This is a genomic window from Kribbella shirazensis (assembly GCF_011761605.1).
In the GTDB taxonomy this organism is placed as follows: domain Bacteria; phylum Actinomycetota; class Actinomycetes; order Propionibacteriales; family Kribbellaceae; genus Kribbella; species Kribbella shirazensis.
This window is the reverse complement of sequence record NZ_JAASRO010000001.1, coordinates 570,470-591,874: the sequence shown is the minus strand read 5'-3', so window position 1 is coordinate 591,874 and position 21,405 is coordinate 570,470. Positions and strand designations below refer to the sequence as shown.

Sequence of the window (21,405 nt, the reverse complement as noted above, 5' to 3'; positions counted from 1 at the left end):
TATAAGCTAGCAGCTAGCATACGGGTAGATCCTTCGACGAGGGAGAACCCTGTGGCCAGACACGGATCGACACGACGCACGTTTCTCAAGACGACGGTGGCTGCTGGTGTGAGCTCCGCGACCGGACTCACCGCATCGGTCGCGGGAGCGGTCAGGGCGGAGGCGACCGGACCGACGGTGGAGTTCGCGACCGTGTTCCGGTCGCTGATGGACGGGTACCACACCTTCCGGATCCCGGCCGTCATCAAGGCGCCCGACGGTACCGTCCTGGCTTTCGCGGAGGGACGCCGAGTGTCCGCCGCGGACTCCGGCGACATCAATCTGGTCCTGCGCCGGTCACACGACCGCGGCCGGACCTGGGACCCCCTGCAGGTGGTCGGTGACAACGGTCCGAACACGTTCGGCAACCCGGTCCCGATCGTCGATCCTGCCTCGGGCGACATCGTCCTGCTGAGCACGCACAACGCCGGCCACGTCAACGCCGGACAGATCCGGCGTGGCGAGGTCACCGCCGAGGAGACCCGGCGCGTGTTCGTCCAGCGCAGCGCGGACAGCGGTGCCACCTGGTCGGATCCGGCGGAGATCACGGCGGCCGTCAAGCCGCCGGACTGGAAGTGGTACTCGACCGGACCAGGTCACGGCATCGCGCTCCGGCACGGTCCGCACGCCGGCCGACTCGTTGCCCCGTGCAACCACAGCTTCCTGGTCGACGGCGTGTCGCGGGAGAACAGTCATGTCATCTACAGCGACGACGGCGGCCGTACCTGGCGGCTCGGCGCGGTGGCCACCCAGACCGGGGACGCCGTCGGCAACGAGAACGCGGTCACCGAGCGCACCGACGGAACGCTGTACTTCAACGCACGCAACTCGCACCTGATGGATCCAGGCAATCGCATCACCACCACGAGCAGCGACGGCGGCGAGACGTTCGACGGGCCGTACGTACCGGTTCCCGACATCGTCGCGCCGCAGGTCCAGGGGTCGGTACTGACCCTGTCGCCGACCGTGGACCCCCGCGAGCGCATCGTCATCTCCTCGCCCGGCCACTACATCGCACGGGAGAACCTGACGCTGCGATCCAGCTTCGACCACGGCCGGACGTGGAACGACGGCGTCGTCCTGTACGACGGTCCGGCCGGCTACTCCGATCTGGTCGAGCTCGGCCAGGACAACGACATCCGGCTGATCGGATCGCTCTACGAGAACGGTGATCGGCTCCACGAGATCGTTCCGCCCGGCCTGGCCTACCACCAGCGCATCTCGTTCGCCCGTGTACCCGTCCCGGTTCTCGACACGGTCTCCCTGCCGCCCAGGATGACGCCGGACGAGTCAGGGCGGGACAACAACGCCGTCGTGAGCGGTCGGCCGGCGTTCGTCCCGGGCGGCTTCGGTCGTGGTCTCGCGCTCGCGGGTGACTACGTGGAGTTCCCGAAGAGCAGCGACCTGGCTCTCGCGGACGATCCGTTCACGGTGGCGGTCTGGTTCCGCACGGAGTACACCAAGGCCGCACAGGCGCTGTTCTGGGCGCATTCGTCGGCCACCGAGCGGGCGAAATGGCGGATCGCCATCGAGGACGGCCGGCTCCGGGCGCTGCTCGACGACACCGTCACCGCCCGCTTCGTGGACGCGCCGGGCAGCTTCACCGATGGCCGGTGGCATCACGTCGCCCTGGTCCGGGACACCGGCGAGACGGTGCTGTACGCCGACGGCGTCCGGGCGGGTACCGCCGGGCCGATCCCCGGCTCGGTGTCCGTCGACGCGCCGGCCGGGGTGCGCGTCGGCGCCCGGGTCGACGGCGTGAACTGGCCCTTCGTCGGCGCCATGGACGAGGTCTGGGTGATCCGGGAGGCCCTCGACGCGACCCGGGTCAAGACGTTGATGACGACGAACGGCGTCAGCAGCCGGGCGGTCGTCGCCCACCTGCCGCTGAACCGGATCTTTCGGTGATCGGCGCCGGCGGCCGGTGAGTCGCTTGATTTCGGGAGCTGACAGAGAGCTTATAGCTCCATGAAGCATGGAGAAACCTTCAGAGTGGCGCAGGAGCGGCTGCGCCAGTACATCGACGACGACGGCCTGCGTCCGGGGGATCCGCTGCCCTCGGAGGCGAAGCTCGCGGAGAACCTCGGCATCAGCCGGATCTCGCTGCGCGAGGCGACCCGGAGTCTTCAGTCGCTCGGGGTGATCGAGGCGATCTCGGGCCGGGGACTGTTCGTCAGCAAGTTCTCGTTCCGCCCGATCATCGATCAGTTGCCGTACGGGCTGGCGGTCGGGGGTGCGTCACTGCACGAGGTCTTCGTCGTCCGCGAGGCGCTCGAGGAAGGCCTCATCGAAATGGTCGCCAAGTCGCTCGGCCCGGCCGACCTCGAGGACCTGCAGGCGCTGGTCGACGAGATGAAGCGCAAGGAGGAGGCCGGGGAATCGGTCCACGAGGTCGACAAAGCCTTCCACGCACGGCTCTACCGTCCCCTCGAGAACGAGCTGGTGGCCTCCCTGATCGACAGTTTCTGGGAGCTGTTCAACCGCCTGTACAGCTCGCTCCCCGGCGAACGGGACCCCCGCCCCGCGCGGGTGCACCAAGGGATCGTCGACGCCCTGCGTGCGGGCGAGGGGATGTACGACGCGATGGTCAACCACTTTAGCTACATCCGTCACCGCCTCGAACCGCTGGCGTCATCACCGACGGAGGGCACCGGGAAATCCGGTTCGCCTGGGTAGCCCTTTCAGGCAGGAGAACAGGCATGGTCCGTCCGATGAGTACCGACGAGCGGCCGAACATTCTCTGGATCTGCGCCGACCAGCAGCGGTTCGACAGCCTTGGCGTCTACGGGAACCCGTGGGTCGAGACCCCGAACCTCGATCGGCTGGCCGAGGACGGCGTCCTGTTCGACCACGCCTACGTGCAGAGTCCGGTCTGCACGCCGTCGCGGGTCAGCTTCCTCACCGGGCGGTACCCGCGCACGACCCGGGTCCGGCAGAACGGTCAGTCCATCCCGCCGGACGAACGCGTCGTACCCCGGATCCTCGCCGACAGCGGCTACACGTGCGGACTGGTCGGAAAGCTCCACCTCAGCGCGGCCCGTCCCCGTCCGGACCGCCCGGCGGAGCCGCGGATCAACGACGGCTACAGCTGGCTCAGTTGGTCCCACCAGCCACCGCCGTACGCCGCCCAGGCCGCGATGGACTGGCCCACCAACTCCTACACCAACTGGCTGCGTGCCCGGGGCGTCGAGTTCGAGCGCGAGACGCACCCCGAGACCGACGAGGTGCAGATCGGTCTGGACGAGGAGCATCAGCACACCACCTGGTGTGCCGAGACAGCCACGGAGTTCGTCGAGGTGATGGCAGGGTTCCCCCAGCCGTGGCTGTTGTCGGTCAACTTCTACGACCCGCACCATCCGTTCGACCCGCCCAAGGAACTGCTCGACCGGTACGTCGACATCGTCGACGACCTGCCGCTGCCGAACTACGTGCCGGGGGAGCTCGACACCAAGCCGCAGTTCCAGCGTTGGCACCACGAGGGCGTCTACCGAGGTGCTCGCACGATCGCCTACCCGGACAGGTCCGACCGGGAGCACCGGATCATGCGTGCCGCGTACTGGGCGATGATCGACCTGCTCGACCGGCAGATCGGCCGCATCCTCGAGGCGCTGGACCGCACCGGGCAGCGTGAGAACACGATCGTCGTCTTCCAGGCCGACCACGGTGAACTGCTCGGCGACCACGGCCTCTACCTGAAGGGGCCGCACTTCTACGACCCGGCGGTCCGGGTTCCCTTGATCCTGAACTGGCCGGCCGGGCTGCCGTCCGGGCGGCGGATCGGTTCCCTCGTGGAGCTCGTCGACCTCGCGCCGACCCTGCTCGAGGCGGTGGGAGCGGCTCCCGAGCCGGGCGTCCAGGGCCGGTCGCTGTGGCCGGTGATCAACGGCACGATCCCCGACGCGGAGCACCGCGACGACGTCTATTCGGAGTCGTACAACGCCGGCGGCATCCACGAGGGCGAACGCGCGTACGTGACGATGATCCGGAGCGCCGAGCACAAGATCGTGGTGGCCCATGGGCACTCCGGTGCGGTGGCGGGCGAGCTGTACGACCTGGTCGACGACCCGGGTGAGAACGTGAACCGCTGGGACGACCCGGCGTACGGCGACCTGAAAATGCGGATGCTGCACCGGATGGTCGACCGGATGGCGATGACCGCGGACCCGCTCCCCGTGCGCGACGACGTCTGGTAGCTGTCCGTAATCGGCCATCGCGGGGTTGTCCATATCTGTTCATCGGTGTGGATTCGTGAACAGGGTTGGCTTAGGCTCGCATGCTGTGACGGATGACCTGAACTATGTCGAGGACTTCGGTTCCGGGGCGAACGTGCTGCCCCCGCGCGCTTGGCTGGACGACGACTCCGGGCGGCTGGCGCTCAGCGGGGAGTGGAGCTTCCGGCTGTCCCCGACCGTGGCGGACGCGCCCGACGACCTGAAGGACCCGGACACCTCCGGGTGGGACACCATCGCGGTCCCGGGCCACTGGCAGCTGAACGGGTACGGCGCCCCGGCGTACACGAACGTGGTCTACCCGTTCCCGCTCGAGCCGCCGTACGTGCCGACCGACAACCCGACCGGCGACTACGTGCGCACGGTGACGGTGCCGGCCGACTTCGCCGGCGCCCGGATCGTGCTGCGGTTCGAAGGCGTGGACTCGCGGTTCGCGGTGTACGTGAACGGTGAGTGGGTCGGCTGGTCGTCCGGATCGCGGCTGGTGAGCGAGTTCGACGTCACCGAGCTGGTTGCCCCCGGCAAGGAAGCGCGGATCGCGGTACGGGTCCACCAGTGGTCGGCCGGCAGCTACGTCGAGGACCAGGACATGTGGTGGCTGTCCGGGATCTTCCGCGAGGTCAACCTGATCGCGCTGCGTCCGGACGCGCCGACGGACGTCTTCGTCAAGGCCGCGTGGGACCACGTCGACGGCGCCGGCACGCTGCTGGTCGAGTCCGACGTACCGGGCACGGTGAGCATTCCCGAGCTCGGCCTCGAGCTGCCGACCGGCGAGCACACCCGCGTCGAGGGCGTGCAGCCCTGGAGCGCCGAGGTGCCGCGGCTGTACGACGCCGTACTGCGGACCGCCGGCGGTGAGGTCCGGCTGCGGATCGGGTTCCGCACGGTCGCGATCGTCGACGGGATCTTCACCGTCAACGGCAACCGGGTGCTGTTCAACGGTGTCAACCGGCACGAGTTCCACCCGGACCGGGGTCGCGCCGTCACCGAGCAGGACATGCTCGACGACGTACTGATCATGAAGCGGGCCGGGATCAACGCGGTCCGCACCAGCCACTACCCGCCGCACCCGTACTTCCTGTCGCTGTGCGACGAGTACGGGCTGTACGTGATCGACGAGTGCGACCTGGAGTCGCACGGGTTCGGGTACGAGCCGCAGCCGCCGAAGCTGCCCAACCCGGTGATGGACCCGCGGTTCCGCGAAGACCTGGTCGAGCGGATGCGGCGGACCGTGCACCGCGACAAGAACCACCCGTCGATCGTGATCTGGTCGCTCGGCAACGAGTGCGGGATGGGCGAGAACCTTCGTCACATGTACGACCTCGTCAAGGAGCTCGACCCGTCGCGGCCGGTGCACTACGAGCGCGACACCGAGGCCGAGTTCGTCGACATCTACTCGCGGATGTACACCTCGCCGGAGGGGTGCGCGGAGATCGGCGCGGACACGTCGCTGTACCGGAACCTGCCGTTCATCCTGTGCGAGTACGGGCACGCGATGGGCAACGGGCCGGGCGGGCTGCTCGACTACCGCGAGGTGTTCGACAAGTACCCGCGCTGCCAGGGCGGATTCATCTGGGAGTTCATCGACCACGGCCTGCGGACCACGATCGACGGCCGCGAGGTCTACGCGTACGGCGGGGACTTCGGCGAGTCGATCCACGACGGGAACTTCGTCTGCGACGGGCTGCTGTTCCCGGACCGTACGCCGTCGCCGGGCATGCACGAGTACGTCAAGGTGATCGAGCCGCTGCGCATCGTTGCCGAGGGCAATCGGATCGCGATCACCAACCGCTACGAGGTGCTCGACACCAGCCACCTGCGCTTCAGGTATGTGGTGGAGACCGAAGGTGCGCAGGTGGATGCCGGGAGCCTGTCGGTTCCGGTGATCGCACCTGGTGAGACCGTCACGATCGAGCTGCCGCCGGGCGACGGTTCCAAGCCCGAGACCTGGCTGACGGTCACGGCCGAGCTCGCCGAGGCGACGTCGTGGGCCGAGGCCGGTCACCGGATCGCCTGGGGCCAGATCCGGCTGGACGAGCCGGTTCCGGCCGAGGTCCAGGTGAGCGGTACGCCGGCTGCCGGCCAGGCGGGCGTCGACGGCATCAGCGTCGCCGGTGTGCGGAACGCGCGGCTCGACGTCTGGCGGGCGCCGATCGACAACGACGCCATCCCGGGGGTCGCCGCCGCGTGGCGCGAGCAGGGGCTGCACCGGGTGCAGCACCGGGTCGTGTCGGAGGGCGAACGCGACGGAGCCTGGGAGGTCGTCACCCGGACCGCGCCCCCGGCGCTGCAGTGGGGTCTGCGCAGCACGTGGCGCTGGACCGCGGTCGAGGGTGGGGTCGTCCTGGAGTTGAGCGTCGTACCGGAAGGCCTGTACCCGGAGGTGCTGCCGCGGCTGGGCATCACGTTCGAACTGCCGAAGGTCCAGCAGGTCGAGTGGTTCGGCACCGGTCCGAACGAGGCGTACGTCGACACGCGCGAGGCGGCTGCCGTCGGGAAGTACTCCGCCACGGTCGCCGAACTGCAGACGCCGTACGTCCGCCCGCAGGAGAACGGCCAGCGCATCGACACCCGCTGGGCCGCGTTGGACGGCCTCCGCGTCGAGGCCGTCGACCACCTCTTCGGCCTCACGGTCCGCGACTGGACCTCCGCCGACCTGGAGAACGCGAAACACACCGCGGACCTGACCCCCGGCGACACCACCTACGTCACCATCGACCTGTCCCAAACCGGCGTAGGCACCGCCGCCTGCGGCCCCGCCCTCCCCGACCGCGACAAACTGAAGACCGCCCCGGCAAACCTGACGCTCCGCTTCACCAGCTGACCCGAACCGCCACGCAGGCAGAACCCATGGTTCGACCGCCAAACCCTGGCCCAGAACCCACTTCTGCCTGCGTGGCGCTACCGATCAGTCCTCCGCACCAGGCGCGGCGGTCGCAAGGCCCACTTCGGACGCAGCGGCCAGCAGACGTTTGTCGTAGGTGACGAGGGCGGTCAGTGGGAGCCCTTCGAGGACAAGGGTTTGGGCGCTCGCGAGATGGATCGCGTCGACGGTCCTCAGCATCGGGTCCGCGTAGGCAGCCGCCGTCGCCAGGACCGTGTCATCCACCGGGACCCTGTCGAGCCTGGCGAGAACGGTCGGAACGGCAGCGAGCCGACCGGGATCCGATCTGCGCAGTGCCCGGGGGACCTCGGTCAGTACCAGCGCCGATGCCACCAGTTCTTTGTCCGCCTGCGCCGCCAGCCAGGACTCGAGCGCTGAACTCTCCTTCTCCCGACGGATCATCTTCACGATCGCGGCCGAGTCGAGAAAGATCACAGCCGCTCCTCGCGGAGGTCCGAGACGACTTCGGTGGAGTCGATCGACAGGTCCGGTTCGCCCGGGGGAAGCGTCAGAGGTCCCGGATTGCTGGCTGGGATCAGTCGGCCACGGCGGACAAGATCGGCCCGGATGCTGGTGCTGTCGTCGATGGGGACCAAGCGGGCTGCGGGGCGCCCGCTGACGGTGATCTCCAGGGACTCGCCGTTCGCGACCCGCGCGAGTACGGCGCTGGTGTGCTGGTTGAGTTCGCGCACGGGGATGCTGTCCATGACCTCAGTGTAGAACGCTGTGTTCTACACCTGCCAGTCAGATGGCGATGGATGGGCGGGGGTGTTGGCGGGTGGTGGGTGGGTTGTAGGTGGACCAGGCGGTGGTGAGGCGGTGGGCGGCTTCGGTGAGGGCTGTGGGGTGGGCTCGGAAGTGGAGGCGGAGGTGGGGGTCGCCGGCGCCGGTGATGTCGAGGGTGGTGCCGGGGAGGACGGCCAGGCCGTGGCGGAGGGCGGTTTGGGCGAAGGAGATGCCGTCGCCGTACGGGAGGCGGACCCAGAGGCACTGACCGCCGGAGACGGTCGGGATCTCCCAGGTGGGGAGTGACTCGGTGAGCAGAGCGTGCAGGTGGTCGTGGCGCGCCTTCAGGGTGTCATGCAGGTCGGGGCCGTCCAGGAGTGGGAGCAGGTGGACGGCGGCGAGTTGGCTCGGGACGTTACCGCCTAGGTCGTGCACCGCCCGCAGCCTGGCCAAGCGGTTGATCAGCGGGGGCGTTGCGCGGATCCAGCCGATCCGCAGGCCGCCCCAGATGCTCTTGCTGAGTGAGCCGATCGAGATCACGGAGTCGCCGTACGCCGCCATCGGCACGGGCAGTTCCTCGCCAGGAAAGCCGAGGTCGGCCGGCACCTCGTCCTCGATCACCGGGATCCCCGCACCGGCGACCCGCTGACGCGCGAGCGCGGACATCACCGCGCCGGTCGGGTTCTGGTACGTCGGGATGACATACGCGAGCGCCGGACGCCGTTCCCGGATCGCCTCCTCGAGGCCTTCGAGTCCCACCGGCAGGCCGCGCAGTACGGCGCCCTCCTCCCGGAACACCTCCAGCGCTCCCGGGTAGGTCGGCGCCTCGACGAACACCTGGTCACCCGGCGACACGAGGGCGTGGGCCAGCAGCGAGAGCGCCTGCTGGCCGCCGTTCGTCACCAGGACCTGCTCGGGCCCGGTCGGTACGCCGCGAGCCGTGTAGCGATCCGCCAGCGCCTGGCGCAGCGTGGGATGACCGTACGGGTAGTAGCCGATGTCGTCGGTGATGCGGCCGAGCTCTGGTGCGATGGCCCGGAACGCGTCGGCGAGCTGCGGCGGCGGATCGCCCGGAGCGGCACAGATGGCAAGCAGTACGTCGTCGTCGCGCGCTTCCAGTGAGTCCAGGAAGATCGGATCGACCGGCGCGTCCTCGGGCGGCACTCCGGACGGTACGCCGGCCACGCGCGTCCCGCTGCCCTGCCGGCGGGTGATCCGCCCTTCGGCGCGCAGCAGGTCGTAGGCGGCGACCACCGTCGTACGTCCGACCGCCAACGCGGAGGCCAGCGCGCGGTCGGGCGGCAGCGGGACACCCGGCGGCAGGTCACCGTCGTCGATCAGCTGCCGCAGCCGGGCCGCGAGCAGCACGTACAGCGGGCCGCGGCCGGACGACCAGCGGCCCAACCGGTCAACCACCTCGATTGGTCTCATCCGCGAACCAATTCTGCCGGATTGGCTCTGCAACCACCACCGGAAGTCCAGAACGATGACGGTATGGCGACCTTCCCGAGCAACCCGATCATGTCCCTGACCGCCGAGCAGCCGCGGCACGACCTGGGCGAGAGCTACGGCCCGGAGCTCCGGCTCGCCGACCTGCTCACCCCGGAGCTCGCCGACCTCGAACTCGGCTACGGCACCGCGGCCGGCGACCTCAGGCTCCGTACGGCGATCGCGGACCGCCACGGCGTACGGCCGGAGGACGTGGTGGTGACCGTCGGCGGGATGCACGGGATCTTCCTGCTCGCGTACCTGCTGGCGGATCGTGGTGGTCAGGTCGTCACGACGGCGCCGGAGTTCCCGATGACACGGAACGCGTTCGAGACTGTTGGTGCGTCGGTGCGGGTGATTCCGCTGAGCTTCGACGAGGGGTACCGGCTGACCGCGGACGCAGTACGTGCGCAGCTGACGTCGGAGACCAGGCTGGTCAGTTTGGCGACGCCACAGAACCCGTCCGGTGTCGCCGTACCGCGGGAAACCCTGCAGGAGATCGCGAACGCGATGACCGAGGTCTGCCCGGAGGCCTACCTGATGGTCGACGAGACGTACCGGACGGCGTCGTACGGCGACGATCCGGTCGCAGACACTGCGCTCTCCCTCGGGCCGCGGGTGGTGTCGGTTGCGTCGCTGTCGAAGTGTCACGGGGCGGCCGGCTTGCGGATCGGGTGGGTGATCAGCACGGACGACGGCCTCGTTGAGCGGCTGACGACGGCGAAGTTCAACACGGTCGTGACGGCGTCGCCGGTGACTGAGGCGCTGGCGCTTCGGGTGTTCGAGCAGGAGTCCACGATTCTCGCCGAACGAAGGACGTGGCTGGAACAGAACCTCTCGCTGACACAGGACTGGGTACGGGCGAACAGCGACGTCGTGGAGTGGGTTCGGCCGGACGCGGGGGCCTTGTGCGTGGTCCGGCTCAAGGCGTCGGTTGACCTGGAGCGGTTCCGGCGTCAGGCGGTGGAGGTTGGGGTGCGGCTGGCGGACGGGGACTGGTTCGGGGACGAGCCGCGGGTGTTCCGGCTCGGGTTCGGGTATTTGCCGCCTGAGGAGCTGAAGGCGGCGCTGGATGCGCTGCGCGGGGCTGTCTGTGGGGACCACTAGGCTTGCGGTGTGCCGGAGGCCTATGACCCGTTGACCGATCCTGCACCGGCGCACGATGTGCGAGCGGTGTTGCGGATCCGGGCGTTCCGGCGGCTGTGGATCGGGTTCGGGCTGTCGAGTCTCGGTGACTGGATCGGGCTGCTGGCGCTGACCGCGATGGCGAAGTCGTTCGCCGGCGACGACTACCAGGCGGCGAACTTCGCGATCGGCGGCGTGCTGTTCCTGCGCGTGCTGCCCGCGCTGGTGATGGGTCCGGTGGCCGGCTGGATCGCGGACCGGCTCGACCGGCGCTGGACGATGATCCTCGGCGACCTGATCCGGGCCGCGTTCTTCGTCACGATCCCGCTCGTCGGGACGCTCACCTGGCTGCTGGTCGCGACCGTGCTGATCGAGATCGTCAGCCTGATCTGGGGCCCGGCCAAGGACGCCAGCGTGCCGAATCTGGTGCCCCGGCACCGGCTCGAGGCGGCCAACCAGCTCAGCCTGATCACCACGTACGGCTCCGCGCTCCCGGCCGCGGTGATCTTCACCGCGATCACCCTGGTCACCCGCTGGGCCGGCGACTTCTCCATCGACCTCGCCGTCTACGTGAACGCGGCGACGTTCGTGATCTCCGCGTTCGCGATCGTGTCGGTCGCCGAGATCGGCCGCGCGGTCCACGACCACGAGGAACATCCGACCCTGTGGCGGACCATGGTCGAGGGCTGGTCCTACGTCACCGGTACGCCGGTGGTCCGCGGTCTCGTGGTCGGGATCTCCGGAGCGTTCGCGGCGGGCGCGGTCGTGATCGGCCTCGGCCGGACGTACGTCGAGGATCTCGGCGCCGGTGATCCGGGGTACGGCGTGCTCTTCGGCGCCGTGTTCGGCGGCCTCGCGCTCGGCATGGGGTTCGCCCCGCGGATCTTCTCCGGGCTGTCCCGGCGGCGGCTGTTCGCGGCCGGGCTGGTCGGCTCCGGGATCTGCCTGGCCGGGCTGGCGCTGATCCAGCAGATCGAGATCGCGACGATGATCGCGGTCCTGCTCGGCTTCTGCGCCGGCGGCTCGTGGGTGTCCGGGTACACGCTGCTCGGTCTCGAAGTGCCGGACGCGGTCCGCGGCCGGACGTTCGCGTTCGTGCAGTCCGCCGTCCGTACGGTGCTCGCGATCACGCTGGCGATCGCGCCGTTCGCGGCGGGGGCGATCGGCCGGCAGACCTGGACGGTCGGCGGCCGGTCGGCGACGTACAACGGCGCCTCGATGACGATGCTCGCGGCCGCCGTACTGGCCGGCGTGATCGGTCTGCTCGCCTGGCGGCAGATGGACGACCGTCCGGGCGTGCCGTTCTGGCGGGACGTACGGCGGAGTTTCGGGAAGACGCGTGGGGACTATCCGACGACCGGGCTGTTCATCGCGCTGGAGGGCGGTGAGGGCGCCGGGAAGTCGACGCAGTCCGCGCTGCTGGTGAAGTGGCTGGAGGAGCAGGGGCAGCAGGTCCTGCTGACCCGCGAGCCCGGCGCGACCGAGCTCGGGAAGACACTGCGGCAGATCGTCCTCGACCCGGCGACCGGCGACATCTCGCACCGCGCCGAGGCTTTGCTGTACGCCGCCGACAAGGCCGAGCACGTCGACTCGGTGATCAAGCCGGCGCTCAAGTCGGGCGCGGTCGTGATCACCGACCGGTACGTCGACTCCGCGCTGGCGTACCAGGGCTCCGGGCGGGACCTGGACCTGTCCGACGTCGAGCGGGTGAACCGTTGGGCCACCAACGATCTGCGTCCGAACCTCACGATCCTGCTGGATCTGCCGCCGAAGCGCGGACTCGGCCGGTTCACGGAGCGGGACCGGATCGAGGCCCAGTCCGACGACTTCCACGAGCGGGTGCGGAACGCGTTCCTCGAGCTGGCCGCCGCCGAGCCCCAGCACTACCTGGTCCTCGACGCCACCCAGGACCGCCAGGACATCGCGCAACAGATCCGCGCCCGACTCCAGCCGATGCTTCCCAAGGTGGATCTATGAGTGTTTGGGACGATCTGGTCGGCCAGGAGCCCGCGGTCGCCGTACTGCGGAAGGCTGTCGGCGGGGCCGCCGCGGTGCTGCGCGGTGAGACGGGCGCCGCGGTCGCCGGGATGACGCACGCGTGGCTGATCACCGGGCCGCCCGGGTCCGGCCGGTCAAACGCGGGCCGCGCGTTCGCGGCCGCACTGCAGTGCAAGAACGACGGCTGCGGCGAGTGCAACGAGTGCCGTACGGCGCTCAGCGGCGCGCACCCCGACGTGTCCTTGATCCGCACCGAACTGCTGTCGATCCGGGTCAGCGAGGTCCGTGAACTGGTCCGCCGGGCCGCGATGAGCCCGACGCAGGGCCGGTGGCAGGTGATGGTCGTCGAGGACGCGGACCGGCTGACCGAGCAGGCCGCGGACGCGTTGCTCAAGAGCATCGAGGAGCCGTCGCCGCGGACCGTCTGGGTGCTGTGCGCGCCGACGGTCGAGGACGTCGTACCGACGATCCGGTCGCGCTGCCGCCTGCTGGTGCTGCGGACGCCGCCGGTCGCCGCGGTCGCGGAGATGCTGACCCGCAAGCTCGAGGTGGATCAGGACCTGGCCTGGTTCGCGGCGCGGGCGGCGCAGGGCCACATCGGGCGGGCGCGGGCGCTGGCGCGCGACCCGGAGGTGCGGGAGCGGCGGACGAAGGTCCTGGAGGTGCCGTTCGCGCTGCGGGATCTCGGGGCCTGCCTGAAGGCGGCGCAGCAGCTGGTCGACGCGGCCAAGGTCGAGGCCAAGGCCAGCGCCGAGAAGGTCGACGAGAAGGAGCGGGCCGCGCTCGAGCAGGCGCTCGGGGTCGGCACCAAGGGCGCGAAGCCACGCGAGGCGAACGCGGCGCTGAAGGAACTCGAGGACCAGCAGAAGGCCCGTGCCAAGCGCTGGGAGCGCGACGTCCTGGACCGGTCGCTGGTGGACCTGATGGCGCTCTACCGGGACGTCCTGGTGGTGCAGACCCGGTCCGGCAGCGAGCTGATCAACGCCGAACTGCAGGGCAACATCGAGCAGCTGGCGTCGCGGACGACACCGGAGCAGACGGTACGCCGGATCGACGCGATCGCGACGTGCCGCGAAGCGATCGAGGCGAACGTGGCGCCGCTGGTCGCGCTCGAGGCGATGACGGTCTCGCTGTTCGAGGGCCGGAACGTCGGATTCGCGATTCCGCGCCGGCTGTCGCGCTGAGCGGGCGTCCGCGGACGCTGCGTCGTCTGCGGTGACTGAGGTGTGATTTACGTCCGATAACTGGGCGGCGGGTGTAACACCGAGACCAGCGAGTCCGATGACTGGGTGACCGGGTTAAGCCAATGCTCGGCCACCGAATGTTGCCGAATGGAACACCCGTGACCCAGCCGCCGCCCTCTCCGATCCAGCCTGCGCGGCCGTCGCTGCCGCCGGCTGAGTCCTGGTTGGTAGGCGTCCCGAATCCCGCCCAGCAACGGCAGGACGGGTACGCCGTGGCCGCGTTCGCGACCAGCTTGCCCGGCCTGGTGCCGATCGCCGTCGTCCTGGCCGGCGTTGCGCTGCGCCGGGTCAAGCGGGCCGGCGGGCACGGGAAGCGGCTCGCGTACGGCGCCCTGGCGGTGTCGCTGTGCTGGGTGATCGCGATCGGTGTGGCGGTCACGCTCAACCTGATCGGCGACTACCGGCGCGGGATCGGCCGGACCGTGTCGATCTCGCAGGTCGACGTCGGACGCTGCTTCGACGCGGATTTGGAGGCCGAGGCGCTGCGGCTGGTACGGATCGCGGACTGCGCCGCGCCGCACACCGGCGAGGCGTACGCGAAGGTGACGGCGGCCCTGGTCGGGCTGCCGGCCGCGCAGACCGGGGCGGTGGCGACGCAGCAGTGCGCGGGCGCGTTCGCCGAGTTCGTCGGGAAGTCCTACGAGAGCTCGGACCTCGACATGTACTACGTCGTGCTGGAGGACCGCGCGGTTGCTGACGGCAACGTCCTGTGCCTGGTCGGGATGCCGGGAACCCGTCTGACCGGTACGATGCGCGGATCGCAGCGATAATGCCCGCGGCGGGGGACCAGTGGGGGAAAGCGTGACGCAGCCACCGTACGGACCAGGACCGGAGCGGCCGCACGACCGGCCACACGACCGGCCACAGGACCGGCCGCGCGATCCGACGCAGCCGTTCCCGACGTACGGGCGCCCGGCGGAGTCGCACGCCCAGCAGGCCGGGTCGTCGGGCTCGCCCTGGGCGGCGCCGGGACAGCCGCCGTACGCGCAACCGCAGTACGGGCAGGCCGGACAGCCGCAGTACGGGCAGCCCGCGCAATCGCAGTACGGACAGGCGCAGCCGCAGTACGCGCAGGCGCAGTACGGGCAGGGGGCGCCGGGGTACGGGGCGCAGCTGCCGTACGGGCCGGGGTACGGGCCGGGGCAGTATCCGATGCAGTACGGGCAGCCGCCGGCGGCGTACGGGTACGGGTACGGCTATCCGGGGCAGGGCGGGACGAACGGGCTGGCGACGGCGGCGCTCGTCTGCGGGCTTGGCGGGTTCGTCGTCGGGGTGTCTGCGCCGGTGGCAATCGGCCTCGGCATCGCGGCGCTCGTGCAGATCAGCCGGCGTCAGCAGACCGGCAAGGGCATGGCGATCGCCGGCCTGGTGATCGGTTCGCTGGTGACGCTCGGGTACGCACTGCTGTTCGGGCTGGTGATCGCGTTCGGCTCGTCGGCCGACGACGACTACGGGGCACCGGCCCAGGAGCCGTCGTCGAGCTCCGGTTCGTCGACGTACATCGACGAACTGACAGTCGGGGAGTGCTTCGACATCGACGAGGCGGGCGACGAAGACGAGGTCGTCCGGCAGCCCTGCCCGAACGCGCACGACGCCGAGATCGTCGCGGTCGTGACGCTGCCGGCCGGCGCGTACCCGAGTGACCAAGCCATGGACAAGGCGGCCGAGCGTGCCTGCAGTCCCGCCTTCGGCACGTACGTCGGCAAGTCGAGCACCGAGTCCGAGCTCTACCTGGACTGGTGGACGCCCGGCAGCAGTGCCTGGAGCAGTGGCGATCGCCGGGTCTTCTGTGCTGCCTTCGGCCCCGACGACGAGAAGCTCACCGGCACCGTCAAGAACACCCATCGCTAGGGCGCGGTTGCCCGCGGCAACAGCCCGCGGCCTGTCACGAACCCATCTGACCGATACGATGCGCGGAGCAGAGCGTCAAGGCCCGCTTGGGAACACTGGGAGCAGCGTGACTCAGCCACCGTACGGATCGGAGCCCGAGCGACCGCAGGACCGGCCGCAGGACACGACCCGCCCCCTTCCGGCCGCCCCGGGCCAGGGCCAGCAGCCTTGGGTGACGCCAGGACAACCGTCGTACGGGCAGCAGCCGCCCCAGTACGGACAGCAGCCGGGACAGTACGGACAGCAGCCGGGACAGTACGGACAGTCGACGTACGGACAGTCGACGTACGGGCAAGCAGGTCAGGGGCAGTACGGGCAGGGCCAGTACGGGCAGCAGGCTCAGTACGGGGCGCAGTACGCGCAGGGGCAGTACGGCTACGGGTACGGCGGCTACGGGTACAACGGCTCGGGTGGGACCAACGGACTCGCCACCGCGGCACTGGTCTGTGGCCTCGGCGGCCTGGTCATCGGCATCTCCGCGCCGGTGGGGATCGGTCTGGGTATCGCTGCTCTCGTTCAGATCAAGCGCCGCAACCAGGACGGCAAGGGCATGGCGATCGCCGGCCTGGTCATCGGCTCACTGATCACCATCGGGTACCTGCTGCTGTTCGTCTTCCTCATCGTCCTCGGCTCCAGGGCCTCCGACGACGAGTACTACGGCGCTCCGACGCCGACCTCCTCCCACTCCAGCGCCATCACCCACTCGGCAACCAGCCCCACCAGCACCTGACTGCCAACCCGCGCTGGTGGGCGGCGGGCAAGTACCCTGGCGGCGTGGGCATGGTCATGGCGGTGTCGTTCGAGCGGTACGGGCGGCTCTATTACCTTGATCCGGGGGAGTTCAGGCCTCGGGTGGGGGAGAAGGTGCTGGTCCCGACCGACGACGGGCCGGAGGTGGCGGAGTGCGTGTGGGCGCCGCAGTACGTCACCGAGGAGGTCGGCGGGCTGCCGCTGTGCGCGGGTATCGCCACGCCCGCGGACCTGGATCGGGACGAGCAGAACCGGCAGCGGCGTGCCGATGCCCGGGTGATCGCGAAGCGGACGATCCGGCAGCACGGGTTGCCGATGAAGGTGGTCGGGATCGACTTCGTCGACCGGCGGCCGGACATCGACCAGTTGGTGATCGTGTACTTCTCCGCGCCGCACCGGGTGGATTTCCGTGAACTGGTGCGGGATCTGGCTCGCGCGCTGCGGGCGCGGATCGAACTGCGCCAGGTGGGTGCCCGGGACGAGGCGCGGCTGCAGGGCGGGATCGGGCCGTGTGGACGGGACCTGTGCTGTGCGACGTTCCTGAAGGACTTCGAGCCGGTCAGCGTCCGGATGGCGAAGGACCAGGACCTGCCGCTGAACCCGTTGAAGATCTCCGGTGCGTGCGGCCGGCTGATGTGCTGCCTGAAGTACGAGCACCCGCTGTACCAGGAGTTCAACGCGAAGGCTCCGGCGGTCGGGAGCGCGGTGGAGACCCCTGCGGGTGATGGAGTGGTGGTCGGGCACAACGTGCCGAGCGACACCGTGGTCGTCCGGCTGGCGGCGTCGGGCCGGCGCTGTGCCTGCAGCCGCGCGGACGTGTGCTCCCCGCGGCAGCAGTACGAGGCATCCGGTACGACGACCCCGGACGCACCACCCGTCGTACCTGACGAGAGCACCGCCCCCGAGAGCACCGCCCCCGAGAGTCCCGCAGCTGTGAGCCCCGCAGTACCCGAACAGCCAGAACCGACCGAGACCCGCGAGGAGCGCCGGGCCCGCAAGCCGCGTCGGCGCCGCCGCCTGCATCACGACGACGAGGGAGATTCCGCGCAGTGAGATTCCGCAGGTCGACCGTACTGCTGGCCTGTCTTGCGGTGCTCGCGAGCGGGTGTGGAGTGGCGAGCCGCGCGCAGGACGCCGGTGACGGTACGGCGCCCGGCGTCGGCAGCAACCCGCCCAGCGGGCCGGTGGGGCCGATCCCGGCGGGACTGGAGAAGTTCTACCAGCAGAAGCCGGACTGGGAACGCTGCGGATCCAACCAGCAGTGCGCGACCATCGAGGTCCCGCTGGACTACAGCAAGCCGGCCGGCGAGACCATCGAGCTGCGGGCGCGGAAGGTTCTGGCCCGCGACCGCGGCGGCCGGATCGGCTCGCTGTTCATCAACCCGGGCGGCCCGGGCGCCTCCGGGCAGGAGTTCGCCGCGCAGACGCCGATGCTGTTCGGTTCGTCGCTGCTGCGGAAGTTCGACATCATCGGCTGGGACCCGCGTGGCGTCGGCGAGTCCACACCGGTGAAGTGCCTGGACACCGCCGAGCTGGACGCGATGATCGCCGCCGACGGCAGCCCCGACAACGCCACCGAGATCGCCGATCTGGACAAGCAGTCCAAGATCCTCGCGGCCGGTTGCCAGCAGCGCTCCGGTCAGCTGCTCCCGCATGTGTCCACGAAGGACGCCGCCCGCGACATCGACGTACTGCGCGGCATCGTCGGCGACTCACAGCTCTACTACCTCGGGATGTCGTACGGGACGTATCTCGGTGCGACGTACGCCGAGCTGTTCCCGAAGAACGTCGGCCGGCTGGTGCTGGACGGCGCGGTCGACCCGGCGATCACCTCGCAGCAGATGGGGATGGCGCAGGCGAAGGGGTTCGACAAGGCGCTGGACGCGTTTGCGGAGGACTGTGCGCAGCGCTCCTGCAAGCTCGGCAGCAGCAAGAGCGAGGTGCTGGCGAAGGTCGACCAGCTGCTCAAGATCAGTGACGAGAACCCGCTGCCCGGCGACGGGAACCGCGAGGTCACGCAGGCCCTGGTCGTCCTCGGTCTCGTCTACCCGCTGTACCTGAAGGAGTTCTGGCCGCGGCTCGAGGAGGCCGTCACCGACGGCCTCGCAGGGAACGGCGCCCGCCTGCTGGCGCTGGCCGACGAGTACACCGACCGCAAGCCGAGCGGGTACGGCGACAACTCGAACGAGGCCCAGATCGCGGTCAACTGTCTCGACCGGCCGGATTTCAGCTCGATCGCGCAGATCCAGGCGGAGGCGGCGGACTTCAAGGCCGCGTCACCGCGGTTCGGTGAGTTCCTTGCCTGGTCGTCGGCGGCGTGCGTCAACTGGCCGGTGAAGGCGGTGAACAAGCCGCACGCGATCAAGGCGGCCGGTGCGAAGCCGATCATGGTTCTCGGGACGACGCGCGACCCGGCGACGCCGTACGAATGGTCGGTCGGCCTGGCGCACCAACTGGAGAGCGGCATCCTGGTCACTCGGGACGGCGACGGCCACACGGCGTACCTGTCCGGCAACGCCTGCGTGAAGAACGTCGTCGAGAGCTACCTCGTCCAGGGCAACACCCCGGCATCCGACATCAAGTGTTAGTCGGGCCGGTCGGCTGTTAGTTGGGCCGGTCGTCGCCGGGGGCGGTCGGGAGCTCGAGGGTGTCGGTGGCGTGCTGGAGGACGGCGCGTAGGCCGGCCTCGTCCTGCGGGCGGCCGCCGACGGTGATCTCGACGGCTGACGTTTTGCCGCCGTCGAGCGAGATCCAGCGCGACAGGCCCATCCGCGGTCCGCGGCTCTTGTCGACGTACGTGTAGACCAGCGTGCCGTTGTCGCGGCTCAGCACCTGCAGGTCGCGCTCGTCGATGCTGCGCTCGCGGCTCTTGACCAGCTCGTCCGGGCTCTGCTTGCTGCCCCGGGTGTCGAAGCGGAGCTGCCAGGCCCCGGTCGGGTCCACGAACTTCGGCCGGGTGCCGCCCTGGGCGCTCTTCCAGCCTGTCGGGACCTCGGCCGACGCCGGGTCGTCGTCGGTGCCGAAGTTCTGTACGACGTACTGCAGACCGTCGGCCGCCAAGCCGTCGCTGCGGCTCGGCGTACTCGACGGGGTCGGGCTGACGATCCCCACCGGCGTCTCCTGGGTCGCGAACGGGTTGCCGCCGTTGACGACGACCACGGTGCCGAACGCGACTACGCCGACGGTCATTCCCGCCAGCGTCATCAGCAGCGCCTGGTGCCTGGGCGTGAGCATCCCGACCTCGCTTCCTCTCTCCCGCCCGATTATCGCTGACGAAAGGGGCGTCACCGCAAACCGCCGCGTACCCTGGCACGTCGTGGAGATGTCCGACACTGCGTTCCGCAAGGCGTTGCAGCACTACGACGACGGCACGGCGGAACGCGCCGACCTGAAGCTGCTCACCAAGGAACTGCTGAAACGCCTGGTCGCGAAGGCGCCGGGCCACGCGGTGGAGGTGCGGGTCCCGCCGTACGGCGCCGTGCAGTGCATCGAAGGCCCCCGGCACACTCGCGGTACGCCGGGCGCGGTGATCGAGATGCCCCCGGACCTGTGGATCGATGTCGCGCTCGGCCGCATCACCTGGTCCGACGCCCTGCTGACCGGCAAACTCCGCGCCAGCGGCGAGCGCACGGACCTCAGCACCCTCCTCCCGCTCGGCTGACTAGGCGCTGTCTGGCAATCCAGCGCCTAAACAGGTTCGTCTGCGCCGGTCGGACCTGTCACGATAGGGCGGTGCTCGCAAGTCTTGGCACGCGGCTGGCCCGGTTGCGTGTCGATCTGACCCCGTGGCGTGGTTCCCGTGATTTTCGCATCCTGCTGGTCGCGGGCTCGGTGTTCTTCCTCGGCGGCATGGTCGGGTACGTCGCCCTGCCGTACCAGCTGTACCAACTGACCGGCTCGAACTTCGCCGTCGGCGCGATGGGCCTGGTCACGATCGTCCCGCTGGTGGTCTTCGGCCTGTACGGCGGTGCGCTCGCCGATCACGTGGAACGCCGGAAGCTGCTCGTCCTCACCGGCCTGGCCCAGGTCGTGATCTCCGCGCTGATGGTGGTCAACACCCTGCTGCCGAACCCGCAGGTCTGGCTGATCTACGTCTGCGGCGCGCTGAACGCGGTCGCGTCCTCGCTGCAGCGGCCGAGTCGCGAGGCGCTCCTGCCCCGTGTGGTGCGGCACGACGAGATCCCGGCGGCGGTCGCACTGAGCTCCCTGACCGCGCAGGTCGGTCAGCTCGCCGGCCCGGCGCTGGGCGGCGTCCTGGTCGGCACAGTGGGCCTGACCTGGGCGTTCTCGGTCGAGCTGGGCGGGATCGTGTTCGCCACGCTGCTCTACGCCCGCCTGGGTTCGTACCGCGCGGGCGACGGCACTACGGCGCCGAGCCTGCGGGCGATCGGCGGCGGGATCGTGTACGCGTACCGCCGCAAGGACCTGCTGGCGACGTACCTGGTGGACATGGTCGGGATGTTCCTGGCGATGCCGATCGTGCTGTTCCCGGCGTTCGCGACCGACATCCTGAAGGAACCGAAGCTGCTCGGTCTGCTCTACAGCGCGGAGGCGATCGGGGCGATGTGTGCCAGCCTCACCAGCGGCTGGGCGAAACACGTCCACCACCAGGGCCGGGCGGTGGTGCTGGCCACGATGGGCTGGGGTGCCGCGGTCGGGATCGCCGGGCCGGCGCCGAACATCTGGTTCGCGATCGTGTTCTTCGCCCTGGCGGGTGCGGCCGACATGGTCTCGGTGCTGTTCCGTTCGGTGATCTGGAACCAGACGATCCCCGACGAGATGCGCGGCCGGCTGGCCGGGATCGAGATGCTCGGGTACTCGCTCGGCCCGCTCGGAGGTCAGGCCCGGTCCGGCCTGGTCGCCGATCTCACCGGTGTCCGGACCGCGATCGTCAGTGGCGGCGTGCTGTGCGTGGTGGGCGTGGTCGGGACCGCCGCCTGGCTGCGCGAGTTCTGGCGGTACGACGCCCGCACCGACGAACACGCCGTCCGCGAAAGGGAGCTCCGCGCCGCAGGTTAGGGTCTGAGCCATC

Annotated in this window: 18 protein-coding genes; 14 read left to right on the top strand and 4 right to left on the bottom strand. The window is 69.8% G+C overall.

Annotated elements, in window-relative coordinates:
• The first annotated feature begins 108 nt into the window (after positions 1-108).
• From BJY22_RS02835 to BJY22_RS02820, 4 genes are all read left to right on the top strand, one after another.
• Positions 109-1,947 (top strand): sialidase family protein, encoded by a 1,839-nt coding sequence (locus BJY22_RS02835; protein WP_337758083.1) that lies wholly within the window; start codon positions 109-111, stop codon positions 1,945-1,947.
• 60 nt (positions 1,948-2,007) lie between these two features.
• Positions 2,008-2,715 (top strand): FadR/GntR family transcriptional regulator, encoded by a 708-nt coding sequence (locus BJY22_RS02830; protein WP_167203610.1) that lies wholly within the window; start codon positions 2,008-2,010, stop codon positions 2,713-2,715.
• A 35-nt stretch (positions 2,716-2,750) separates the two neighbouring features.
• Positions 2,751-4,232, top strand: coding sequence for a sulfatase family protein (locus BJY22_RS02825; RefSeq protein WP_167203609.1), 1,482 nt, complete (start codon positions 2,751-2,753; stop codon positions 4,230-4,232).
• An 85-nt stretch (positions 4,233-4,317) separates the two neighbouring features.
• Positions 4,318-7,092, top strand: coding sequence for a glycoside hydrolase family 2 TIM barrel-domain containing protein (locus BJY22_RS02820; protein ID WP_337758080.1), 2,775 nt, complete (start codon positions 4,318-4,320; stop codon positions 7,090-7,092).
• A gap of 84 nt (positions 7,093-7,176) precedes the next feature.
• Here BJY22_RS02820 and BJY22_RS02815 read toward each other — a convergent pair whose 3' ends face one another.
• The 3 genes from BJY22_RS02815 to BJY22_RS02805 are packed head-to-tail and all read right to left on the bottom strand — an operon-like array spanning position 7,177 to position 9,309.
• Positions 7,177-7,587 carry a PIN domain-containing protein gene (locus BJY22_RS02815; protein WP_167203607.1) on the bottom strand — a complete coding sequence of 137 codons (411 nt, stop codon included), beginning with the start codon at positions 7,585-7,587 and terminating at the stop codon, positions 7,177-7,179.
• Positions 7,584-7,859 (bottom strand): type II toxin-antitoxin system Phd/YefM family antitoxin, encoded by a 276-nt coding sequence (locus BJY22_RS02810; RefSeq protein WP_167203606.1) that lies wholly within the window; start codon positions 7,857-7,859, stop codon positions 7,584-7,586. Before BJY22_RS02810 ends, BJY22_RS02815 begins: the two co-directional genes overlap by 4 nt.
• A 37-nt stretch (positions 7,860-7,896) precedes the next feature.
• Entirely contained in the window at positions 7,897-9,309 is a 1,413-nt protein-coding gene (locus BJY22_RS02805; RefSeq protein WP_167203605.1) for an aminotransferase-like domain-containing protein, read from the bottom strand.
• A 63-nt stretch (positions 9,310-9,372) separates the two neighbouring features.
• Between BJY22_RS02805 and BJY22_RS02800 the strand changes: the two genes are divergently transcribed.
• The 8 genes from BJY22_RS02800 to BJY22_RS02765 all read left to right on the top strand — a co-directional run bounded on the left by BJY22_RS02800 (position 9,373) and on the right by BJY22_RS02765 (position 18,961).
• A complete protein-coding gene (locus tag BJY22_RS02800) occupies positions 9,373-10,473 on the top strand; it encodes a pyridoxal phosphate-dependent aminotransferase (protein ID WP_167203604.1) in 1,101 nt (366 codons plus the stop codon).
• A gap of 9 nt (positions 10,474-10,482) precedes the next feature.
• A complete protein-coding gene (gene tmk, locus BJY22_RS02795) occupies positions 10,483-12,468 on the top strand; it encodes a dTMP kinase (RefSeq protein WP_167203603.1) in 1,986 nt (661 codons plus the stop codon).
• Positions 12,465-13,673: a DNA polymerase III subunit delta' gene (locus tag BJY22_RS02790; protein ID WP_167203602.1), complete on the top strand. Its 1,209-nt coding sequence runs from the start codon at positions 12,465-12,467 to the stop codon at positions 13,671-13,673. The genes tmk and BJY22_RS02790 overlap by 4 nt, the downstream gene beginning before the upstream one ends.
• A gap of 158 nt (positions 13,674-13,831) precedes the next feature.
• Positions 13,832-14,503, top strand: coding sequence for a DUF4190 domain-containing protein (locus BJY22_RS02785; RefSeq protein ID WP_167203601.1), 672 nt, complete (start codon positions 13,832-13,834; stop codon positions 14,501-14,503).
• A gap of 31 nt (positions 14,504-14,534) precedes the next feature.
• The gene (locus BJY22_RS02780; protein WP_167203600.1) at positions 14,535-15,584 is read left to right on the top strand and encodes a DUF4190 domain-containing protein; all 1,050 of its coding nucleotides are present in this window, start codon (positions 14,535-14,537) and stop codon (positions 15,582-15,584) included.
• Between the two features lie 106 nt (positions 15,585-15,690).
• Positions 15,691-16,353: a DUF4190 domain-containing protein gene (locus tag BJY22_RS02775; RefSeq protein WP_167203599.1), complete on the top strand. Its 663-nt coding sequence runs from the start codon at positions 15,691-15,693 to the stop codon at positions 16,351-16,353.
• Between the two features lie 50 nt (positions 16,354-16,403).
• Complete coding sequence (locus tag BJY22_RS02770) at positions 16,404-17,426, top strand: PSP1 domain-containing protein (RefSeq protein WP_167217797.1); 1,023 nt, start codon at positions 16,404-16,406, stop codon at positions 17,424-17,426.
• A complete protein-coding gene (locus BJY22_RS02765) occupies positions 17,423-18,961 on the top strand; it encodes an alpha/beta fold hydrolase (RefSeq protein WP_167203598.1) in 1,539 nt (512 codons plus the stop codon). The genes BJY22_RS02770 and BJY22_RS02765 overlap by 4 nt, the downstream gene beginning before the upstream one ends.
• A 16-nt stretch (positions 18,962-18,977) precedes the next feature.
• On the opposite strand, the gene BJY22_RS02760 is transcribed toward BJY22_RS02765, so the two are convergent.
• On the bottom strand, positions 18,978-19,607 hold the full coding sequence (locus BJY22_RS02760; RefSeq protein ID WP_167203597.1) for a hypothetical protein: 630 nt from the start codon (positions 19,605-19,607) through the stop codon (positions 18,978-18,980).
• Between the two features lie 88 nt (positions 19,608-19,695).
• Between BJY22_RS02760 and BJY22_RS02755 the strand changes: the two genes are divergently transcribed.
• Positions 19,696-20,034 carry a sterol carrier family protein gene (locus tag BJY22_RS02755; protein ID WP_167217795.1) on the top strand — a complete coding sequence of 113 codons (339 nt, stop codon included), beginning with the start codon at positions 19,696-19,698 and terminating at the stop codon, positions 20,032-20,034.
• Between the two features lie 71 nt (positions 20,035-20,105).
• Positions 20,106-21,392 carry an MFS transporter gene (locus tag BJY22_RS02750; protein ID WP_167203596.1) on the top strand — a complete coding sequence of 429 codons (1,287 nt, stop codon included), beginning with the start codon at positions 20,106-20,108 and terminating at the stop codon, positions 21,390-21,392.
• The last annotated feature ends 13 nt before the right edge of the window (positions 21,393-21,405 follow it).